Annotated in this window: 20 protein-coding genes; 12 read left to right on the top strand and 8 right to left on the bottom strand. The window is 65.1% G+C overall.

Annotated elements, in window-relative coordinates; all coding sequences use genetic code 11:
- Nucleotides 1–99: 99 nt before the first annotated feature.
- Genes DUGA2_RS30225 through DUGA2_RS30215 form a run of 3 tightly spaced genes read left to right on the top strand, consistent with a single transcriptional unit; the run spans nucleotide 100 to nucleotide 3,651 of the window.
- Entirely contained in the window at nucleotides 100–1,911 is a 1,812-nt protein-coding gene (locus tag DUGA2_RS30225; protein ID WP_070273035.1) for a CIA30 family protein, read from the top strand.
- Between the two features lie 16 nt (nucleotides 1,912–1,927).
- Nucleotides 1,928–3,043, top strand: a complete 1,116-nt coding sequence (locus tag DUGA2_RS30220) for a sensor histidine kinase (protein ID WP_229214807.1) — start codon at nucleotides 1,928–1,930, stop codon at nucleotides 3,041–3,043.
- Nucleotides 3,040–3,651, top strand: a complete 612-nt coding sequence (locus tag DUGA2_RS30215; protein ID WP_217428524.1) for a response regulator transcription factor — start codon at nucleotides 3,040–3,042, stop codon at nucleotides 3,649–3,651. Before DUGA2_RS30220 ends, DUGA2_RS30215 begins: the two co-directional genes overlap by 4 nt.
- On the opposite strand, the gene DUGA2_RS30210 is transcribed toward DUGA2_RS30215, so the two are convergent.
- Complete coding sequence (locus DUGA2_RS30210; RefSeq protein ID WP_083296541.1) at nucleotides 3,648–4,661, bottom strand: DUF535 family protein; 1,014 nt, start codon at nucleotides 4,659–4,661, stop codon at nucleotides 3,648–3,650. The genes DUGA2_RS30215 and DUGA2_RS30210 overlap by 4 nt on opposite strands.
- 225 nt (nucleotides 4,662–4,886) lie before the next feature.
- Between DUGA2_RS30210 and DUGA2_RS30205 the strand changes: the two genes are divergently transcribed.
- Nucleotides 4,887–5,861, top strand: a complete 975-nt coding sequence (locus tag DUGA2_RS30205) for a ribonuclease I (protein WP_070273031.1) — start codon at nucleotides 4,887–4,889, stop codon at nucleotides 5,859–5,861.
- A 2-nt stretch (nucleotides 5,862–5,863) separates the two neighbouring features.
- Here DUGA2_RS30205 and DUGA2_RS30200 read toward each other — a convergent pair whose 3' ends face one another.
- A complete protein-coding gene (locus tag DUGA2_RS30200) occupies nucleotides 5,864–6,157 on the bottom strand; it encodes a hypothetical protein (protein WP_008447796.1) in 294 nt (97 codons plus the stop codon).
- Nucleotides 6,158–6,456: 299 nt separating this feature from the next.
- Here DUGA2_RS30200 and DUGA2_RS30195 point away from each other — a divergent pair, with 299 nt between their 5' ends.
- Nucleotides 6,457–7,284 (top strand): hypothetical protein, encoded by an 828-nt coding sequence (locus DUGA2_RS30195; protein ID WP_070273030.1) that lies wholly within the window; start codon nucleotides 6,457–6,459, stop codon nucleotides 7,282–7,284.
- A gap of 31 nt (nucleotides 7,285–7,315) precedes the next feature.
- A complete protein-coding gene (locus tag DUGA2_RS30190; protein ID WP_070273029.1) occupies nucleotides 7,316–9,514 on the top strand; it encodes an acylase in 2,199 nt (732 codons plus the stop codon).
- Here the strand turns inward: DUGA2_RS30190 and DUGA2_RS30185 are convergent.
- The 3 genes from DUGA2_RS30185 to DUGA2_RS30175 are packed head-to-tail and all read right to left on the bottom strand — an operon-like array spanning nucleotide 9,499 to nucleotide 12,615.
- Nucleotides 9,499–10,035: an HNH endonuclease gene (locus DUGA2_RS30185; RefSeq protein ID WP_070273028.1), complete on the bottom strand. Its 537-nt coding sequence runs from the start codon at nucleotides 10,033–10,035 to the stop codon at nucleotides 9,499–9,501. The genes DUGA2_RS30190 and DUGA2_RS30185 overlap by 16 nt on opposite strands.
- Nucleotides 10,036–10,075: 40 nt before the next feature.
- Nucleotides 10,076–11,251 carry a PLP-dependent aspartate aminotransferase family protein gene (locus DUGA2_RS30180; protein WP_070273027.1) on the bottom strand — a complete coding sequence of 392 codons (1,176 nt, stop codon included), beginning with the start codon at nucleotides 11,249–11,251 and terminating at the stop codon, nucleotides 10,076–10,078.
- Nucleotides 11,248–12,615, bottom strand: coding sequence for a pyridoxal-phosphate dependent enzyme (locus DUGA2_RS30175; protein ID WP_070273026.1), 1,368 nt, complete (start codon nucleotides 12,613–12,615; stop codon nucleotides 11,248–11,250). Before DUGA2_RS30175 ends, DUGA2_RS30180 begins: the two co-directional genes overlap by 4 nt.
- A 217-nt stretch (nucleotides 12,616–12,832) precedes the next feature.
- On the opposite strand from DUGA2_RS30175, the gene DUGA2_RS30170 reads away from it, so the two are divergent.
- The 5 genes from DUGA2_RS30170 to DUGA2_RS34875 all read left to right on the top strand — a co-directional run bounded on the left by DUGA2_RS30170 (nucleotide 12,833) and on the right by DUGA2_RS34875 (nucleotide 16,891).
- Nucleotides 12,833–13,393: a thymidine kinase gene (locus tag DUGA2_RS30170; protein ID WP_070273025.1), complete on the top strand. Its 561-nt coding sequence runs from the start codon at nucleotides 12,833–12,835 to the stop codon at nucleotides 13,391–13,393.
- A 27-nt stretch (nucleotides 13,394–13,420) separates the two neighbouring features.
- Entirely contained in the window at nucleotides 13,421–14,341 is a 921-nt protein-coding gene (locus tag DUGA2_RS30165; RefSeq protein ID WP_070273024.1) for an alpha/beta hydrolase, read from the top strand.
- On the top strand, nucleotides 14,338–14,694 hold the full coding sequence (locus DUGA2_RS30160) for a hypothetical protein (protein WP_141753431.1): 357 nt from the start codon (nucleotides 14,338–14,340) through the stop codon (nucleotides 14,692–14,694). Before DUGA2_RS30165 ends, DUGA2_RS30160 begins: the two co-directional genes overlap by 4 nt.
- A 119-nt stretch (nucleotides 14,695–14,813) precedes the next feature.
- Nucleotides 14,814–15,821 carry a carbohydrate-binding protein gene (locus DUGA2_RS33240; protein ID WP_070273022.1) on the top strand — a complete coding sequence of 336 codons (1,008 nt, stop codon included), beginning with the start codon at nucleotides 14,814–14,816 and terminating at the stop codon, nucleotides 15,819–15,821.
- Nucleotides 15,776–16,891 carry a cellulase family glycosylhydrolase gene (locus DUGA2_RS34875; RefSeq protein ID WP_141753430.1) on the top strand — a complete coding sequence of 372 codons (1,116 nt, stop codon included), beginning with the start codon at nucleotides 15,776–15,778 and terminating at the stop codon, nucleotides 16,889–16,891. The genes DUGA2_RS33240 and DUGA2_RS34875 overlap by 46 nt, the downstream gene beginning before the upstream one ends.
- Here DUGA2_RS34875 and DUGA2_RS30145 read toward each other — a convergent pair.
- Nucleotides 16,863–18,254, bottom strand: coding sequence for an MFS transporter (locus tag DUGA2_RS30145; protein WP_070273020.1), 1,392 nt, complete (start codon nucleotides 18,252–18,254; stop codon nucleotides 16,863–16,865). The genes DUGA2_RS34875 and DUGA2_RS30145 overlap by 29 nt on opposite strands.
- Nucleotides 18,255–18,365: 111 nt before the next feature.
- On the opposite strand from DUGA2_RS30145, the gene DUGA2_RS30140 reads away from it, so the two are divergent.
- The gene (locus DUGA2_RS30140) at nucleotides 18,366–18,899 is read left to right on the top strand and encodes a hypothetical protein (protein ID WP_070273019.1); all 534 of its coding nucleotides are present in this window, start codon (nucleotides 18,366–18,368) and stop codon (nucleotides 18,897–18,899) included.
- On the opposite strand, the gene DUGA2_RS30135 is transcribed toward DUGA2_RS30140, so the two are convergent.
- Together DUGA2_RS30135 and DUGA2_RS30130 are read right to left on the bottom strand one after the other, a co-directional pair.
- Nucleotides 18,896–19,333, bottom strand: coding sequence for a copper chaperone PCu(A)C (locus DUGA2_RS30135; RefSeq protein ID WP_070273018.1), 438 nt, complete (start codon nucleotides 19,331–19,333; stop codon nucleotides 18,896–18,898). The genes DUGA2_RS30140 and DUGA2_RS30135 overlap by 4 nt on opposite strands.
- Nucleotides 19,330–19,971: an SCO family protein gene (locus DUGA2_RS30130; protein ID WP_070273017.1), complete on the bottom strand. Its 642-nt coding sequence runs from the start codon at nucleotides 19,969–19,971 to the stop codon at nucleotides 19,330–19,332. Before DUGA2_RS30130 ends, DUGA2_RS30135 begins: the two co-directional genes overlap by 4 nt.
- Nucleotides 19,972–20,020: the final 49 nt, after the last annotated feature.

Raw genomic sequence — 20,020 nt, 5'->3', positions numbered from 1 at the left:
GGCAAGCTGACAATTGTCATGCCAAAGTTGTGGCATTTGCTTCTGGCCGCATCGCCGCCATCGCTGCACACTGACACCATACCAACCCCGGAGAGTTCCATGAAACCTGTATTGTCGAAAGTGTTGTTTGTTTGCGGCCTGGGTCTGACCATACCCGCGCTGGCCGATACCTGGCTGATACGCGACGCGCGCGTGTTCGACGGTGAGCAGATGCACGCCAAGCGCTCGGTGCTGGTCAAGGGCGACAAGATCGTCGATGCAGATTTCCGTGGCCGCGCTCCAGCCGGCGCGCGCATCGTGGAAGGCGCCGGCCGCACGCTGATGCCGGGCCTGATCGACGCCCACGTCCACGCCTACCGCTACCTCGACCTGCCGCTGATGTTCGGCGTGACCACGCAGATCGACATGTTCACCGGCGTCGCCACCATGCAGCAGATCAGCGAGAAGATGCGCAACAACGACAACCGCGGCCAGTCCGACGTGTACTCGGCCGGCACGCTGGTGACGGCGCCGGGCGGCCACGGCACCGAATACGGCATGGCGATTCCCACGCTGACGCGCCCCGAGGACGCCCAGGCCTTCGTCGACGCCCGCATCGCCGAGGGTTCCTACTTCATCAAGATCGTGGTGGAAGGGGGCTCGCCCGGTCATCCGATGAAAACGCTGGACCTGCCGACCGTGAAAGCGGTGATAGCCGCCGCCCATGCGCGCGGCAAGCTGGCGGTGGTCCACATCAGCAACCTGGAGAGCGCCAGCGCCGCGCTGGACGCAGGCGCCGACGGCTTGGCCCACCTGTTCAACGGCGCCCGCCTGAGCGACCAGGAACTGGCCGCCTTCGTCAAACTGGCGCAGCAGAAGCGCGCCTTCATCGTGCCGACCATGAGCGTGTTGGAGAGCATCGCCGGGCTGCGCGAGGAGGACGTGCTGGGCGACGCCGGCCTGGCCGGCCTGCTGAACAAGGAGCAGGCGGCGCCGCTCAAAGTCACCTATGGCAAGCAAGCCAATGCCGCGCTGATGGCGGCGCCCAAGCAGGTGGTGGCGGCGCTCAGCCAGGCGCGCGTGCCGCTGCTGGCCGGCACCGACGCCGGCAACTCCGGCACCCAGTACGGCGTGAGTCTGCTGCACGAACTGAACTCGCTGGTGCAGGCCGGCCTGACGCCGCCGCAGGCGCTGGCTTCCGCCACCTCGGCGCCGGCGCGCGCCTTCAAGCTGGCCGACCGCGGCCGCATCGCCAAGGGCTACAAGGCCAACCTGCTGCTGGTGCAGGGCGACGCCGGCCGCGATATCGGCGCGCTGCACAATATCGTCGAGGTGTGGAAGGACGGCGACGCCGTCAGCCCGCTGCGCAAGGCGCAGCAGGAGAGCGTGGCGGCCGAGCTGGCGCCGCGCACGCAGCAGCCAATGGCGCTGCCGGCCGATGGCCGCATCAGCCAATTCTCGGCCGACAAGCTGGCCAGCCCGTTCGGCCAGGGTTGGGGACCGTCGGTCGACAAGTTCCTGGGCGGCCAGTCCAGCGTCGAGTTGAAGGTGCAGGACGCGGGTGCGGACGGCCAGCGTCCGCTGGCGGTGAGCGCGAAAGTGGCGCCGGGTTTTGCCTATCCGTGGGCGGGCCTGGCCTTCATGCCGGGCGCACAGCCGATGCAGCCGGCCGACCTGCGCGGCGCCAAGGTGCTGCGCTTCCGCGTCAAGGGCGATGGCCGCCGCTACAACGTCGCAGTGATGTCGACCGGGGTGTCGATCCCGGTCAACCAGTCGTTCCAGGCTTCGGAGCAGTGGCAGGAAGTGGTGCTGCCGTTCGACGGCTTCAAGGGCATCGACTTCGGCGCCGTCACCATGATCGCCTTTAACGCCGGGCCGGAACTGGGCGATTACAGCTTCCAGATCGCCGACGTGCGCCTGTTGAACGAATAAGCGGAAGGGGCGTAACGTGGGCATACAACACAGGATCATGGGCGCGCTGCGCGGGCCGTGGCTGCCGCCGGAAAGGGGCAAGGCGCCCTACCTATGGACGCTGTCGCTGCTGTTCATGCTGTGGAAGTATGCCTACGTCCGTATCGGCCTGGTGGAGCTGGTCCTGCTGGTCATGACGGTGCTGGCGTTCTACGTGGCTTACTTCAACAGCTTCTGGCACAGCAATCTGCGGGCCGTGCCGCAGCTGCTGTTCGTGCTGGCGATGGGCCTGGTGTGGGCGCCATCCAATCCCGGCGCCAGCAATTTCTTCATCTTTGCCGCCGCCATGTGCGCGCGCATCGAGCGCAAGCGCTACGCCTATCTGGGCATCGTGCTGGTGTTGGTGTGCGCCTGCCTGATCGCGCCATATGTCAGCCTGAAGATCAATTTCCTGGTGCCGGTACTGCTGGTGGGCGCGCCGGTGGGCGCCGCCTGCATCACGGAAGAAAGCCTGCGGCGCTCGCGTGAGCAGCTGATCCGCAAGCAGGAGGAGGTGGCGCACATGGCGCGCATCGCCGAACGCGAACGCATCTCGCGCGACCTGCACGACCTGCTGGGCCATACGCTGTCGATGATCACCTTGAAGGCCGAACTGGCGGGCAAGCTGCTGGATCGCGACCCGCAGGCGTGCCGCAACGAGATCCGCGATATCGAGCACACCGCGCGCCAGGCCTTGAGCGAAGTGCGGTCGGCGGTGACGGGCATACGGCAGACCGGCTTCTCGCATGAACTGGCGACGGCGCGCGCCAGCCTGGCGGCGGCCAGCGTCGGCCTCACCGAGGAGGTGGAGCCGTGCGCCTTGCCGGCCACGCTGGAGAGCGTGCTGTCGCTGGCGCTGCGCGAGGCGGTGACGAATATCCTGCGCCACGCCGGCGCCAGCCACTGCGAAGTGCGCATGACGCTGGAGTCGGGTATGGTGGTGCTGCGGGTGCGCGACAACGGCCGCGCGCTGCCGGACGGCGGCGCCATCGCGCATGGCAATGGCTTGCGCGGCATGCGCGAGCGCGTGGCGGCGCTGGGCGGGCGGCTGGCGCTGCGGGTGGACCGCGGCGTGGCGCTGGAATTGAGTTTGCCCATGGGAGGGGCTGCATGACGATGATTAGTGTGGTGATCGCCGAAGACCAGGCGCTGGTGCTGGGCGCGCTGGCGGCCCTGCTCGGGCTGGAGGGCGATCTGGATGTGGTGGGGCGGGCCTCGAACGGCCAGGAAGCGCTGGCGCTGTGCCGCGCGCTGCGGCCGGACATTCTGCTGACCGATATCGAGATGCCGCTGATGACGGGGCTGGAGCTGGCCGCCGCGCTGGCCGGGGAAAGCCTGCCGACGCGGGTGATGATCGTCACCACCTTCGCCCGCAGCGGCTATCTGCGGCGTGCGCTGGGGGCGGGCGTGCGCGGCTACCTGCTCAAGGACGCGCCGGCCGAGACGCTGGCGGCGGCCATCCGCACCGTGCACGCCGGCGGCCGCGCCATCGCGCCGGAGCTGGCGCTGGAGAGCTGGAGCGGCCGGGAAGACCCGCTCAACGAGCGCGAACGCCAGGTGCTGCGCCTGGCCGGGGAGGGCAGGAGCAGCGGCGAGATCGCCCGCCAGATCCACCTGTCCGAGGGCACGGTGCGCAACTACCTGTCGGAGGCGATCAGCAAGCTCGATGCCGGCAACCGGGTCGAAGCCTTCCGCCTCGCGCGCGACGCCGGCTGGCTTTAGGCCATGGCTTCGGCCGGGATTGCGGCCGCGGCTTGCGGAGCGGCCGCGCCGCTCAACAGATCGCGGTTGAGGTTTTCCTCGATGGCGTCGACGATGCCTTTGCGGAAGCGGCGCTTGGCCAGGGTGCGCGAGCGGTGTTTCTGCTGCACCAGCTCGATACTTTTCTCCGGCAGGCTGGAATCCAGGAAGAACGCGTTTTTGTCCGTTTCCTGCGCGCCTATGCTGGTCCAGAAGGTATCGTAATCAAAATAGATACTGGATTCGTAGTCGGAATTATTTTTGGATATTTGCTCTTTATTCGAAACGCCAACTATCGTATCGGCATTGAATATGCGAGCCAGCGCCTCGATCGCGCACAGCAGCATGCGCGGCGGCGCCACATCGTGCAGGGCTTTGGTGGCGGCCCGCATGGTTTCGTGGGTGCCTTTCATGCCCTGTATCTTGCCGACGAATATAGCCCGGTCCGCGCTGGCGGCATTCCAGCAATTGCGCGCCAATTTGCCCGGCACGATGGTGGCGCACATTACATACAGGGTTTGGTCATCCGCTTCGAATAACAGCAGCAAATCGCCCTCATGGTCGACCACGCGGTAAGGGCGGTGCAGATTGCGGGGAAACGCCATTCTTATCCGGTAATGCTGCTCGCCGACGACGGATTCCCAAATTACTGGAAACTCATCGAACAGCCGGGTAAAGAAATTATCCGAAATCTTTCTCTCCAAGCAAATATAATGATATTGCAGAATTTCCAGCGCATCCTTGACCTTCAGGGATTGCGATAAATAATTCCCTCTTAAATACTTATATTTGATTTTGGGATGATTATGGATCAGGGAGGCGAATCTCTCGGTATTCAAGGCGGCCAATAGCCGGCGATGGCTGCGGAAATGCAGCGCCAATGGAAGCGCACGCTGCCAGACCAGCAGTTTTGCCTTGTACATCAGATTAACCGTCGAGCGTACGGCTGGAATATTTTGGACTGTTACCATTTTATTTTCACTTTTATGCATTCGGAGCGTCCGGTGTCATCTTCTTGTAACACTCTGAATCGCTTTGTATCCGATTGTATCTAGCCCTGCATTCCATATCATTACAGATTGGTAATAGTATTTTCTTTTGGTTATGGTAGATATTATTTAATCAACTAAATGTGAAATTTGGAAATATTAAGTTTCATGAAATCGAAGGCGCCTCCGGTAAAATGGACACCCTTTCCGACCAATACTGGAGCCGCCATGTCCCGACTACTCTCCGCCGCCATATTTCTTACTTTCTTTGCCATAGCCGGCCAGGCCAGCGAATCGGCCAGCGGCAAGTTCACCGCCACCGCCAGTTGCGAGGCCTACTCCTCGTTCGCCAAGCAGAGCAATCCGGGCGGTGCGCGGGTGGTCGCCGGCACCGCCTACACGGTGCGTGAGATAAACAAGGTCGATTACGACTGGCTGCGGGTGGAGGTGCCGGGCGCCGAGCCGAAGCTGCGTTGGGTGCAGCGCAGCTGCGGCACGCCGGCGCTGGCCGAGCAGGCGCCCAAGGGGCCGTCGGGCGGCGGCGACAGCTGCAGCCTCCCCAACCAGCAGGACAGCTATGTGCTGGCCATCACCTGGCAGCCGGGCTTCTGCGAGCATGTGCAGTACAAGGGCAAGAAGCCGGAGTGCGACGCCATGAACAGCGGGGCGCTGGCGGCGAAGACGCTCAGCCTGCACGGCCTGTGGCCGAACAAGAAGGAGTGCGGCACGCACTACGGCAGCTGCGACGGCCAGCAGTTCGCGTTAAGCAAGGAGACCATAGACCAGATCGCGCCGTGGATGCCCAACTTCTATTTCGAGCGCACTTTCGGCGCCTACGAGTGGAACAAGCACGGCAAGTGCCAGGCGCTGCCGCCGGACGCGTATTTCATCAAAGCCGTGTCGGCGGTGCGGGTGGTGAATGATTCGGAGGTGGGCAAGATCGTGCTGGGCAGCGTGGGCAAGAGCTTCCGTGTCGGCGACTTCTTCGACCGGCTCAAGGCGCGCTACGGCGATCAGGTGGCGGCGCGCATCACGCTGGTGTGCACTGATCGCAAGTACCTGCAGGAGATACGGGTGGCGCTGCCGCTGGACTTCAGCACCGAGCGCGAGCTGCCGCAGCTGGTGGGCAACGCAGGGCAGGCGGCGCCGCGCGAGATCGGCTGCGACGACGAGGTCTACGTCGAGGCAGCCGGCAAGAACTAGAACTAGACGGGGTTCTGCACTTCCTTCAAACCAGTCCAGGAGATCGTCGTCGCTTCGGTCGCCAGGACCATGGCGCCGGGCTGGATGGTTTCGGCCAGGCGGTAGATGGCGTCGCGCACTTCGTTGATGGTTTCCTGGCCGTTGTAGGTGAAGGTGCCGGGCGGCAGGAAGTAGGCGCGGCCGTCGTCGGCCTTGATGCCGGCGGCGATATTGTATTTCGACAGTTCTATGCTGAGGCGCTCGATCGAGTCTGGCTTAGCGTCGGTAAAGGATACATAGATGATGTAGTTGATCATGGTAACGCCTTTATTGAGGAAGCTGAATCATGCGCCAAGCTTTATGCAAATGCAACCATCCATCAGGCCCGCACCACAGACGAAGAAAGCCCCGAGCAGGCGGTAAACCTGTCGGGGCTCGGTGTCAATTAGCGGAGAAAGCAAGTTGACTAGGAAGCATCTTAATGAATGTTTCTTAAGATTGCCTTAGCAACCATGCGGCGCCGGGCTTGGGCCGCATGCCTCGGATGGTGTAGCATGCTGGTCGGCGAAGCGGCCGGGCGCACAGGCGCCGGCCCGCCGGTAATTCGAGGATAACTATGCAAATCAAAATTAACGATGTGTTGCGCAGCTACATCGAGCCGCTGACCGAGGCCGAATACGCGGCTTTGGAGCGCAGCATCCTGGTGGAAGGCTGCCGCGACGCGCTGGTGCTGTGGGAAGATGTGCTGGTCGACGGCCACAACCGCTACCAGATCTGCCAGCAGCACGGGGTGCCGTTCAAGGTCACGGAGAACACCAGTTTCCGCAACCTGGACGACGTCAAGCTGTGGATGATCGATAACAATCTGGGCCGCCGCAGCATTTCCGACTTCCAGCGCGGCGTGCTGGCGTTGCGCAAGAAGGAAATCGTCGCCGCCCGCGTGGCCGAGCTGGCCGCGCAGGCCGCCGCCGAGGACGCCGCCATTGCTCCGCCCGAAGGCGAGGCGCCCAAGGCCAAGCCGGCCGCCATGCCGCTGACCTCGCGCGAGGACATCGCCCGCGCCGCGCGCCTGAGCAGCGCTACCATCAGCCAGATCGAAAAGATCCAGAAGACGGCGACGCCGGAACTGGTGGAGGCCGTGCGCTCGGGCACGATCTCGATCAACGCCGCCGCCACCGTGGCCTCGCTGCCGGAAGCCGACCAGGTGGCCGCGGTCGCCGGCGGCAAGAAGGAGCTGCAGAAGGCCGCCAAGGAAGTGCGCGAACTGCGCGCCGCCTCGCGTCCGGCCAAGGAAGCCAAGGAGGGCGGCGGCGACTACCGTCCGATGACCGAGGTGGACGAGCTGCGCGCCGAAAACGCCTCGCTCAAGGAAAAGAACGCCGCGCTGCGGGCGGAAATCACCGCGCTGCAACTGCGCATCTCGGAGCTGGTCGACGCCAGCTAAGCTGTTCCCCCTCACTGTACGGAGTCTGCCGATGCGCGCCTTGCCTGCCTTGTTGTGTTGTATTGCGATGAATGCGGCGGCAGCGCCTCCGGCAATCCCCTCCGAGCTAGCCCGGCTGAAGGCGGCGGCACAGCGCGTCACCATCCTGCGCGATCAGTGGGGCATCCCCCACGTCTACGGCAAGACCGACGCCGACGCCGTGTTCGGCCTGATGTACGCACAGGCCGAGGACGACTTCAAGCGGGTCGAACTCAATTACATCAACGCCATGGGCCGGCTGGCCGAGGTCGAAGGCGAGGCCGAGCTGTATCGCGACCTGCGCATGAAGCTGTTCATCAATCCGGCGGACTTGCAGGCGCAGTACCGGCAAAGCCCGCCGTGGCTGAAGCAGTTGATGACGGCCTTCGCCGACGGCTTGAACTACTACCTGGCCACGCACCCGGACGTCAAGCCGGCGCTGATCACACACTTCGAACCGTGGATGGCGCTCAGCTTCAGCGAGGGCAGCATCGGCGGCGATATCGAGTCGGTGGACCTCAAGCAGTTGCAGGAGCTGTACGCCAACGGCGCCAGGCCGCCGCTGGCGCCGCCGGTGTTGCTGTCGGCTGGCGGGCAGGGGCGCGACCTGGAGAAGGAACCGGGCGGCTCCAACGGCTTCGCCATCGCGCCGGCGCTGACCAAGGGCGGCCACGCGCTGCTGCTGATTAATCCGCACACCTCGTTCTACTTCCGGCCCGAGGTGCAGGTGCACAGCGAGCAGGGCCTGAACGCCTACGGCGCCGTGACCTGGGGCCAGTTCTTCGTCTACCAGGGCTTTAACGACCGGCTGGGCTGGATGCACACCTCCGGCGGCGGCGACGTCATCGACGAATACCTGGAGACCATCAGCGAGAAGGACGGCCAGTTCTACTACCAGTACGGCCAGGAGCTGCGGCCGCTGAAGGCGGTCGATATCACGCTGCCGTACAAGACGGCGGCCGGCATGGCCAGCAAGGTGGTCAAGGCCTACTACAGCCACCACGGCCCCATCGTGCGCGCGAAAGACGGCAAGTGGATCGCCGTGCGCCTGATGAACGAGCCGCTGAAGGCGCTGACGCAGTCCTATATCCGCACCAAGGCGCGCAGCTACAAAGAGTTCTACAAGGCGATGGAGCTGCGCACCAATTCGTCCAACAACACCGTGTATGCGGATGCCGACGGCAATATCGCTTACTTCCACGGCAATTTCATCCCGCGCCGCGATCCGAAGTTCGACTGGAAGCATCCGGTCGACGGCAGCGATCCGGCCACCGAGTGGCAAGGCCTGCACGTGGTGAAGGAAACCATCAGGCTGTTCAATCCCAAGAACGGCTGGATACAGAACACCAACAACTGGCCGTACACGGCCGCCGGCGCGTACAGCCCCAAGGCGCGCGACTATCCGGCCTATATGTCGATGAACCCGGAGAACCCGCGTGGCATCCACGCGGTGCGGGTATTGGAGAACAAGAAGAACTTCACGCTCGACAGCCTGATCGCCAGCGCCTACGACAGCCAGTTGCCGGCTTTCGAGCCGCTGCTGCCGCAGCTGTTCGCGGCCTGGGACGAGCTGCCGGCCGGCGATGCGCTCAAGGGCAGCGTCGCGCCGCAGATCGCCGCGCTGCGCGGCTGGGACATGCGCTATGCGCTGGACTCGGTGCCGACTTCGCTGGCGGTGTTCTGGGCGCAGGACCTGACGGCCACCTACGGCGCGGCGGCCAAGGCGCGCGAGGTGCTGGTGCTCGACTACATCCAGGCCGCGATCACGCCGCAGCAACGCCTGCAGGCGCTGGAACGCGCCGCCGCCAAACTGACGGCGGACTTCGGTACATGGCAGACGTCGTGGGGCGATATAAATCGTTTCCAGCGTTTGAGCGGCGACATCGTCCAGCCCTTCGACGACAGCAAGCCGAGCTTGCCCGTGGCTTTCGCTTCAGCCAACTGGGGTTCGCTGGCCGCCTACGGCATGACCAGCAAGAGCAAGACCAAGCGCCTCTACGGCGAGCGCGGCAACAGCTTCGTGGCGGCGGTGGAGTTCGGGCCGCGCATCAAGGCGCGCAGCATTTTGGCGGGCGGGGAGAGCGGCGACCCGGCCTCGCCGCATTTCAGCGACCAGGCCGCGATGTACGCGCGCGGGGAATTCAAGGACGTGTTGTTCTACAAGGCGGACGTGGAAAAGCACCTGGAACGCAAATATCACCCAGGCGACTGAGGCGCGCCACCGGGCAGGGCATCGCCGATGGTTTTCGACGGAGCGGAGCTTGCCTCCGCTTCCGCGGCTGCGGCGGCCAGGGCTGCCGCAGCGGCCCGCGCCGCAGGCGACGCATAGCGCGTCTGCGGCGGCGCCTGCACCGGAGCGGGCGCCGCCGCCGCGACGGGCGGAGCTTCCGGCTCCTTGCTCCATGCCAGATTCTCGACCTTGTTGTTACGCGGGTTGCCATCCTTGTGACGTACGTACGTCAAGCCCGATGGATTGGGCAGGTGCGCCTCGGCCACCAGGTCGTGCACCAGGAACTCGCCGGTGCGGTTGCCATTGCGCAGCTTGACCATCAAGCCGTCCGGCGTGACCTTGGGCCGCAGCGCCGTCACCTTGGGGCCGCCGGAGGCCAGCACGCGACCGTCCTTCGACACCTTGTAGAAGTCGCTGCCGGGCACCGGCTTGGCGCTGGCCACGCCCAAGGAATAGAGGGCGCCGACGGCCAGTACGCCAATGATGATGAAGAGGAATTCCATGAGCTCTCAGGCTGAATACGCAATTCCCGGATACTAGCACCTAAATCGCATCGAGCGAGCGGCGAATATCGGCCCTTAAATCCTCTATATCCTCGATTCCCACCGACAGCCGTATCAGGCCGTCGCCGATGCCCAGCTTGGCCCGCGTTTCCGGCGGGATGGTGGCGTGCGTCATCAGCGCCGGATGCTCGATCAGGCTTTCGACGCCGCCCAGGCTTTCGGCCAGCGCGAACACCGAGCAGGTTTCCAGGAAGCGGCGCGCGCCCGCCAGGTCGGTCTTCAGGTCGATCGAGATGATGCCGCCGAAACCGTCCATCTGGCGCTTGGCCAGCTCGTGCTGCGGATGCGAGGCCAGGCCCGGATAGTAGACCTTGCGCACTTCCGGCTGCTGCTCCAGCCAGTGCGCCAGGTCCAGCGCGCTGCGGCAGTGGCGCTCCATGCGGATCGCCAGCGTCTTCACGCCGCGCAGCGCCAGGAAGCTGTCGAACGGGCCGGCAATCGCGCCGACCGAGTTCTGCAGGAAGCCGACCTGCTCGCACCACGCCTGCTGGTGCGGCTCGCCGCCCACCACGGCGATGCCGCCGATGATGTCGGAGTGGCCGTTCAAATACTTGGTGGTCGAGTGCACCACGATGTCGAAGCCGTGCTCCAGCGGCCGCTGCACCAGCGGGCTGGCGAAGGTGTTGTCGGCCACGGCGATGATGCCGCGCTCGCGGCAGATCTTGGCGATGGCCTTCAGGTCGGCCAGCTTGAGCATCGGATTGGTCGGGGTTTCCACCCACACCATTTTGGTCTCCGGACGGATCGCGGCCAGCAGGTTTTCCGGATTGGTCAGGTCGACGTAGGTGAAGTCGTGGCCGGCGCTGCGGCGGCGCACCCGCTCGAACAGGCGGTACGTGCCGCCGTACATGTCGTCGCCGGCGATGATGTGCGAGCCGGCGTCGGCCAGTTCCAGCACCGTCGAGATCGCCGCCAGGCCGGAAGCGAAGGCGAAACCTTGCGCGCCGCCTTCCAGGTCGGCCACGCAGCGCTCCAGCGCCCAGCGGGTCGGGTTGTGCGAGCGGCCGTAGTCCAGGCCCTTGTGCACGCCGGGGCTGTCCTGCACGAAGGTGGAGGTGGCGTAGATCGGCGGCATGATGGCGCCGGTGCTCGGATCGGGCGACTGGCCGCCGTGGATCACGCGGGTGGCCAGGTGGGCTTTTTTATGGTCGTTCAAGATAAAGTCCTTCTCAGGTGGTTCAGCAGGTCGAAGCGGGTAATCAGGCCATAGAAGGTGTCGCCCTCGGCGACCACGGCGGTCAGGCCGCGGTCCAGCGTGCTGCGCAGCGCTTGTACGTTGGCGCTCGGGTGCAGCGTTTCCAGCCGCGATGTCATGGTGGTGCCGACCAGGCTGGAGAACTGCTCGGCGTGGTTGTCGACCTTGAGCAGCAGGTCCGACTCGTCGATGATGCCGACCAGCTTGCCGTTCTCGATCACCGGCAGCTGCGCCAGGTCGGTGCTGCGCATGCGGTTGAAGGCGGTCAGCAGGGTGTCGCCCGGCGCCACGCTGACCACCTCGCCCGCGTCGAAGCGGCGGCCGATCAGGTCGCGCAGGTCGTGCAGCGGCGGCCGCTGCAGCAGGCCCTGGTCGTGCATCCAGCCGTCGTTGTAGACCTTGGACAGGTAGCGCGTGCCGGTGTCGCAGACGAAGGTGACGACGCGCTTGGGCGTGGTCTGCTCGCGGCAGTACTTGAGCGCGGCGGCCAGCAAGGTGCCGGTCGACGAGCCGCCCAGGATGCCCTCGGCGCGCAGCAGGGCGCGGGCGCTGTCGAAGCTTTCCTGGTCGCTGATGGTGTAGGCCTTGCGCACGCCGGTCATGTCGGCGATGGCGGGTATGAAGTCCTCGCCTATGCCTTCCACCGCCCACGAACCGCTGGTGTCGGAGACGCGGCCGGTGTCGACGTATTCGGTCAGGATGGAGCCCTGCGGATCGGCCAGCACGAATTCCACGTTGGGCGCGGCCTGGCGGAAGTAGCGGGTCAGGCCGGTCAAGGTGCCGGACGAGCCGACCCCGACCACGATGGCGTCGAGCTCATGGCCGGTCTGTTCCCAGATCTCCGGGCCGGTGGTGGTTTCGTGCGCCAGCGGGTTGGCCGGGTTGTTGAACTGGTCGGCGAAGAAGGCGCCCGGCAGCTCGCGCGCCAGCCGCGCCGCGTAGTCCTGGTAGTACTCGGGATGGCCCTTGCCGACGTCGGAGCGGGTGGTGCGCACCTCGGCGCCCAGCGCCTTCAGGTGCAGCACTTTTTCGGTGGACATTTTATCCGGCACCACCAGCAGCACGCGGTAGCCCTTGAGGCGGCCGACCAGGGCCAGGCCCAGGCCGGTGTTGCCGGCGGTCGCCTCGATGATGGTGCCGCCGGGTTGCAAACGGCCATCGGCCTCGGCCGCTTCGATGATGGACAGGCCGATGCGGTCCTTGATCGAGCCGCCGGGATTCTGCGATTCCAGTTTGAGGAACAACTGGCACAGGCCGGTGTCCAGGCGGGTGACGGGGACCAAGGGCGTGTTGCCGATGAGGTTGAACAATGCGGGGGTAGGCATGAAGTGCTCCTTGCAGGATGTCGGCGCGGGCGGATTGTGTCCGCTCGTGCTTTTTTGAAAAGAGCGGATGGTAGGCCGCTCTGTCGCCGCTGGAAAGGAATGTTTCCGAGTTTGCATATGAAAAAAATTATCATTTTCACCGTGCTGCTGGAAAGGCAAGTATGCGCCTTTTTCGCGGGGGACGGTTTATAATCGCGCTCTTCAATCAGGGGTAGTAGTGGCTAAACTTTATTTCCGTTATTCTGCTATGAACGCAGGCAAGTCCACCGCGATGCTGCAAGTGGCGCACAATTACGAGGAGCAGGGGCAGCAGGTGCGCCTGTTCACCGCCGCCATCGACAACCGCTACGGCGTGGGCCATGTGACGTCGCGGCTGGGCCCGCAGCGCGAGACGGAAGTGTTCGACGCCGACACCGATTTCCTGGTCTGCATCGACCAGAAGATCGCCTGCCTGCTGATCGACGAGGCGCAGTTCCTCAGCACGGCCCAGGTGCAGCAGTTGCACCAGCTGGCGCAGGTGCGCGGCGTGCCGGTCATCACCTACGGCCTGCGCACGGACTTCCGCGGCGAGCCGTTCCCCGGTTCGGCCTACCTGCTGGCGCTGGCCGACGATATTGAAGAGTTGAAGAACATCTGCACCTGCGGCAAGAAGGCGACGATGAATATCCGCGTCGACCAGGACGGCCGGCGCATCAAGGAAGGCGAGCAGATCAGCATTGGCGGCAACGACAGCTACCGCCAGGCTTGCGGCCGCTGTTTTTACACCGACAACCACTAAACTTTTTTCAGCCCGGGAGCGCCGGCCATGTCGTTGAGTATCACCGATGTGCCCGCGCTGGATAACCGGCGCGTCAAAACCAGCACCGACGATGTGCTGATCGACCGCGTGGTGCCGGGCGAGATCCTGGTGATCGCCTTCGGCTTCGTGTCCTGGGATGCGCGGCCGGACTTCGATTTCTATGGGCGCCTGAAAAAGCTGGAGCAAGCCAGCGGGCGACACCTCAACAAGATACTCGTGCGCGATTCCGGCAACAGCTGGTACCACCGCGCCATCGCCGGACTGGGCGAGCATCCGGACGACACGGTCGAGACGCTGCGCGCGCTGGTGGCGGCGATACGGCCGAGCAAGGTCGTCACCATCGGCCAGTCGATGGGCGGCTATGCGGCCGTCATGTTCGGGCTGCTGCTGGGGGTGGAGCAGGTGGTCGCCTTCGGTCCCTTGTCCTTCCTCGATGTGGGCCAGGCCTTGCTGTACCACGACCGCCGCTGGATCGCCGTGATGCGGGCGCTGGCACAGCAACCGCCGCCGTCGGGCTATTACGACCTGGCGGCGCTGGGCCGCGAGCGGGGCGGGCGGACGCAGCTGCACATCGTGTTCGGCACCAAGCCGGATCGCGACGATGCGACCGAGTCGGTCAACCTGGACGCCATGCACGCGCACCGGCTGGCGGCGGCGGGCAACTGCACGCTGTATCCGTTTCCGTTTTCCGGCCATGCGGTGGTGCAGCACCTGATCGACACCAAGCGCATCAACGGCCTGCTGGCGCGCATCATCGCCGGCATCGAGCTGGCGCCGGAGCCGTTCGACGTCACGCCGGCCTGGCGCGACTGGATCGCCGAGAACCTCAGGCTGGGCAGCCCGCCGGCGGAGCTAGTGGCCATCCTGCAGCAGCATGGTTTTTCCCACGACAGCAGCGTGGCGGCGGTCGCCGGCGGCGGCGCATGAGGGTTAGTCGCGCGGCTAGTCGCACGGCTGGCGCGATGGCGTTGCTGGCGGCCGTGCTGGCGCCGCCAGCCTCGGCGGCCGATCCGCTGGCCGCGTGCCGCCTGCCCGAAATGCAATTGCGTACCGACGTCGGCCTGGGCTTTCCGCGCAAGCCCGATCGCCTGCAGACCACCGGCCAGCTGCGCTTCCGCGTGCTGTTCGTCGATTTCAGCGACGCCCCGGCCACGGTCGCGCCGCGCGATGTGCTGTCCATTATTTCGCCGCGCGCGGAGCGCCACCTGCAAGCGCTGCTGGCCAGCGACGCACACGGCGACACCTTCCGCATCGCGCGCGCGGCAACACATCGGGATTGACGCCCGCAACCATCGTGGTATAGTTTTCATACAAATTTGGTAACGTTTCCAATCTATTGTGGAAGCGCTTCCATATTTTGTACCGCGGTTCTTCATCACAAAAAAACATTGGAGACTACATGAAGACAACACTGCATCACAGCGTCAAATGGATGCTGGCCCTTGCCGGGCTGGCGGCTGCCGGCGCTGGCGCCGCGCAAACCGCGCTGCCGGGCAAGCTGGAGGCGGAAAGCTACGTCAGCATGGCCGGCGTCGCCACCGAGGCCACCACCGACACCGGCGGCGGCAGCGACGTCGGCTGGATCGACACCAACGACAGCATGACCTATTCGGTCAATCCCGCCAGCGCCGGCTGGTACACGGTGCAGTACCGCGTGGCCTCGGCGGTCGGCGGCGGCCAGGTGGTGCTGGCGCAGAACGGCAAGGCCATCGGCGACACCACGGCGCTGCCCAACACCGGCGGCTGGCAGAACTGGACCACGGTGTACGCGCATGTGTTCCTGGCCGCCGGCCCGCAGAGCCTGACAGTGCAGGCGCGCGCGGGCGGCTTCAACCTCAACTGGATCAACTTCACGCCCGAGACCACCGGCGTGACGCTGCCGGCGATACGGCAGAACGGCAAGTACTGGGTCGACGGCGCGGGCAACCGCGTCAACCTGCGCGGCGTTAATCTCGGCAACTGGCTGGCGCTGGAAATGTGGATGATGAATTCCAACCTGTCCAACAACGGCGCCGGCATCGGCGACCAGTGCACGCTGGAGACGGCGCTCGCCGGCCGCTTCGGCGCGGCGGAGAAGGAGCGGCTGATGTCGGTGTTCCGCGACAGCTGGATCAGCGGCCGCGACTTCGACCTGATGAAGGGCATGGGCATGAACGTGGTGCGCGTGCCGTTCCTGTACAGCTTGGTCGAGGATGACGCCCATCCGTACACGCTGCGGCCCGATGCGTGGAAATACCTGGACTACGCCATCAACGAGGCCGAGAAGCGCGGCATGTACGTGATCCTCGACCTGCACGGCGCGGTCGGCGGCCAGGCGGCGGCCAGCGAGCAGCACGACGGTTGCGTCGGCGCGGCCCAGATGTGGAGCAACACCACCGCGACCGCACCAAGTGGCTATGGGACATGATCGCCAGCCGCTACAAGAACCGTACTTCGGTGGCGGCCTACGACCTGCTCAACGAACCGTGGGGCACCGACGCCACCACGCTGGCCAACTTCGCCTACGAGCTGTTCAACGTGGTGCGGGCCAAGGACGCCAATCATGTGATCCTGCTGCCGGGCCACAACTCCGGCATCGACGCCTACGGCAATCCGAACACGCGCGGCCTGAGCAACGTGGCCTTCTGGATGCACTTCTATCCGGGCCTGTGGGGATGGAATGAAGTGCAGGGCGCCACCGCGCAAGCCAATATGCACGCCAACTGGCTGCACTGCAATGCCAGCGGCGCCGGCGAGACCTGCGACTGGAACAACAAGCTGACGGCGCTGAACACGCCGTTCCTGATCGGCGAGTTCCAGCCGTGGACGCTGACCGGCAGCTACGGCGGCCAGATCACCCGCAAGACCTACGACATCTACAATATGTACGGCTGGGCCGCGACCAACTGGGCGTACAAGACGGTCAGCTATGGCGGTTCCAGCGGCGACACCAGCTCGTGGGGCTGGGGCATGGTGTCCAACAGCAGCAACGGCGGCGGCTTCGGCGCGCTGGACGTGGGCAGCGCCACCAACGCCGCCATCGAAAGCTATTTCCGCAGCTTCGGCACGCAGGCGCTGGTGCGCAACGAGAGCATCGCCTACTGGATGAACTGGAAGGCCGAAGCGGGGCAGCGCATCGAGGCCGAGATGTTCGGCAACCACAGCGGCATGCGCATGGAAACCACCAGCGACGCCGGCGGCGGCTTCAATGTCGGCAACATCGACACCAATGACTGGATGAGCTATCCGATCAACGTGCCGAAGACGGGCTGGTACAACCTGCAATTCCGCGTCGCCAGCCCGAATAGCAGCGGCCAGCTGGTGCTGAGCAAGAACGCCACCGACCTGGTCGCGCTGGCGGTGCCCAACACCGGCGGCTGGCAGAACTGGACCACGATCACCGGCGCCGTCTACCTGACGGCAGGGCAGCAGGATCTGGCGATCTTCGCCCGCGCCGGCGGCTGGAACATCAACTGGTGGTCGCTGACGGCGCAGTAGCGCTTGCGGCCGGTGCTGCGTCGGCGACGCGGCGCAGTACCGGCGTCTTGAATTCGAAACGCTTGTTCTCGCCAACCATCAGCACGTAGCACAGCACGGTGACGGCAGCGTTGGCGCCGACGAACACCAGCGCGCCGGCGAACGAGCCGGTCTGCTGCAAGATGTAGCCGATCACGATGGGCGTGGTGATGCCGGCCGTGTTGCCGAAGGTATTGAACAGCGCGCCGCTCATGCCGCCGGCTTCCGTGGGCGAGGTATCGGCCACCACGGCCCAGCCCAGCGCGCCGATGCCCTTGCCGAAGAAGGCCAGCGACATGACCAGCACCACCAGCCAGTCGGCGTCGACATAGTTACAGACGATCATCGACATCGCCAGCAGCATGCCGCCGACGATGGGGGTCTTGCGCGCCATCGACAGCGACTTGCCGGACTTGATCATGCGGTCGGAAATCACCCCGCCCAGCACGCCGCCGAGGAAGCCCGCCACCGCCGGCAGCGCGGCGACGAAGCCGGCCTTCAGGATCGTCATGTGGCGCTCGCTGACCAGGTAGACTGGAAACCAGGTCAGGAAGAAATAGGTCAGCGTGTTGATGCAGTACTGGCCGATGTAGACGCCCAGCAGCATGCGGTTGCCCAGCAACTGGCGGATGCATGACCAGGTGTCGAGTGTCGTGGTGGCGGCGACCTTGTCCTTGCTTTCCAAATCTACCAGCGCGCCGCCCGCTTCGATGTAGGCCAGCTCGGCCGCGTTGATGGCCGGGTGGTCCTTCGGGCCATAGACCGTCTTGCGCCAGACGAAGGCCATGACGATGCCGAGGCCGCCCATCACGTAGAACACGCTTTCCCAGCCGAAGCTGTGGACCAGCCAGCCCATCAGCGGCGCAAACAGTACCGTGGCGAAGTATTGGGCCGAGTTGAAGATGGCCGCCGCAGTGCCGCGTTCGGTCGTCGGGAACCAGGCCGAGGCCAGCCGGCTGTTGCCGGGGAAGGAGGGCGCCTCGGCGGCGCCGATCAGCAGGCGCAGGCAGAACAGCGTCGTGACCGCGGCGGCGCCGGCAAGGAAGCCGACGGTGCCCATCAACATCGTGAAACTGGACCAGAGGAAGATGCTGAAAAAGTAGGTGCGCTTGGAGCCGAAGCGGTCCAGCAGCCAGCCGCCGGGCAGTTGCGCCAGCACGTAGGACCAGGCGAAGGCTGAGAACACAAAGCCCATCTGCACCGGCGACAGGCCCAGCAGCTTCTTCAGTTCCGGCCCGGCGATGGCGATGGTGGCGCGGTCGGCATAGTTGATGGTGGTGACGGCGAACAGGATGGCGAGTATCAGCCAGCGTACCCGGCTCGCTTTGGTGGGCTGCGATGTCATGCGGTCTCCTTGCTATGGTGGTTTTTAAACGATCATAACTTAGATGTCAGACGTCGTACAACTGTATTGTGTGCAATTGACGCCGCCCCGCCGCCGTGCGACGATGCGGCCATGAGCAGCCTGTTTGAATGTAGTACGCTCGCGCCGGCGTGGTTGTGCCATCACCGCGACATCCTGCTGTACCTGGCGCCGTCGCTAGTGCTGGCGCTGCTGATCCGTGCCTTGTCGGCGCGGCATCCTTTCTTTTTCCTGTTCACGGTAGCCGGCACCATCTGCCACGAGCTGGCGCATTTTGTCGCCGGCCTGGTCACGTACGCGCGGCCGGCCGCCTTCACCGTGATTCCGCGCCGCATCGGGCAGGGCTGGGAGCTCGGTTCGGTGCGCTTGACGCGGGTGCGCTGGTACAACGCCGCGCCGTCCGCGCTGGCGCCGTTCGTGGTGGTGCTGCTGCCGTTCGTGGTGGCCTGGTGGCGCACCCGCACTGGCTTGCATTTCCAGTGGGTAGACGTGGCGCTGGCGTTTGCCGTGGCGCCGCAATTCCTGGCCTGCTGGCCTTCTGCGGTCGACTGGAAGATCGCCCTCCGTTCCTGGCCCTACCTGTTGATCGGCGGACTGGCCTGGTGGGCGATCGCCACCTGGTTTTAGTGGTGGGCGGCGGCCGCGTTCAACGGCCGCACCGGTGCTTCAAGCTCGATGGTGCTGCGCTGGTGTCTGGCATCCTCGAACTCCAGCGTCAGCGCGATTTTCTGGCCGTCGGCCAGCGGCTGCTTCAGCTGCATCAGCATCAGGTGGTAGCCGCCCGGCGCCAACTGCACGGCCTGGCCGGCAGGCAGTGGCAGGCCGTCGATCTGGCGCATGCGCATCACATCGTCCACCATCTTCATTTCGTGCACTTCGACCACGCCGGCCGCCGGCGAGCTGGCGCCGACCAGGCGCGCGTCCTGGGAGGCGGTCAGCGTCATGAAGGCGCCGGTGGCTTTCTGCTGGGCCACGGTGCCGCGCACCCAGGCCTCGCTGACGGTGACTTGCGCGAACGCGGGCAGGGCGGCGAGGAGCATCAGGTAGATCATGCGTTTCATTGGAATAGTCCTTTCAGGAAGCTGGTTTCTTTTTTGGGTTGCATCAGTTTGCGCAGGTCGGCTGCGCACTGCGGGGCGGTCTGGTCGTGCTTGAAGGCCAGGCGGATCTTGCCGGTGGCGTCGAACACATAGGTGATGGCCGTGTGGTCCATCGTGTACGAGCTGCCGCTGGGCACCTTGCGGTAGAAGATCTTGAAGTCCTTGGCTGCCTTGGCTGTCTGTGCGGCGTCGCCGCGCAGGCCGACGAAGCCGGGATCGAAGGCGCGCATGTATTCGGCCAGCAGCGCGGCGGTGTCGCGCTCCGGGTCGACGGTGACGAACAGCACTTGCAGCTTGTCGCCGTCGGCGCCGAGCAGCTTCTTGGTTTCGACGGCGCGCGACAAAGCGGTGGGGCAGACGTCCGGGCATTGCGTGAAGCCGAAGAACAGCAGCACGTATTTGCCTTTGAAGTCCTGCAGCGAGGCCGGTTTGCCGTCGCCGTAGAACAGCCGGAAGTCCGGGCCGATGCTGCTGCCTGTGATGTCGATGCCGGTGTAGGCTGGTGCCGCGGCGTGGGCGGCCAGCGGCGCTGCCGCCATGGCGGCCAGCGGCGCTGCCGCCATGGCGGCCAGCGCGGTAAGTAGGGTGCGGCGTTGCATGGTGAGTCCTGGGTAACGATCGGTAGGCGCACGCCGGCCGTCGCCGGAA

The sequence above is a fragment of the Duganella sp. HH101 genome (genome assembly GCF_001758795.1).
GTDB classification, from domain to species: domain Bacteria; phylum Pseudomonadota; class Gammaproteobacteria; order Burkholderiales; family Burkholderiaceae_D; genus Rugamonas; species Rugamonas rivuli.
The sequence above is the reverse complement of the archived record's forward strand: the minus strand, read 5'-3'. Positions and strand labels throughout refer to the sequence as shown.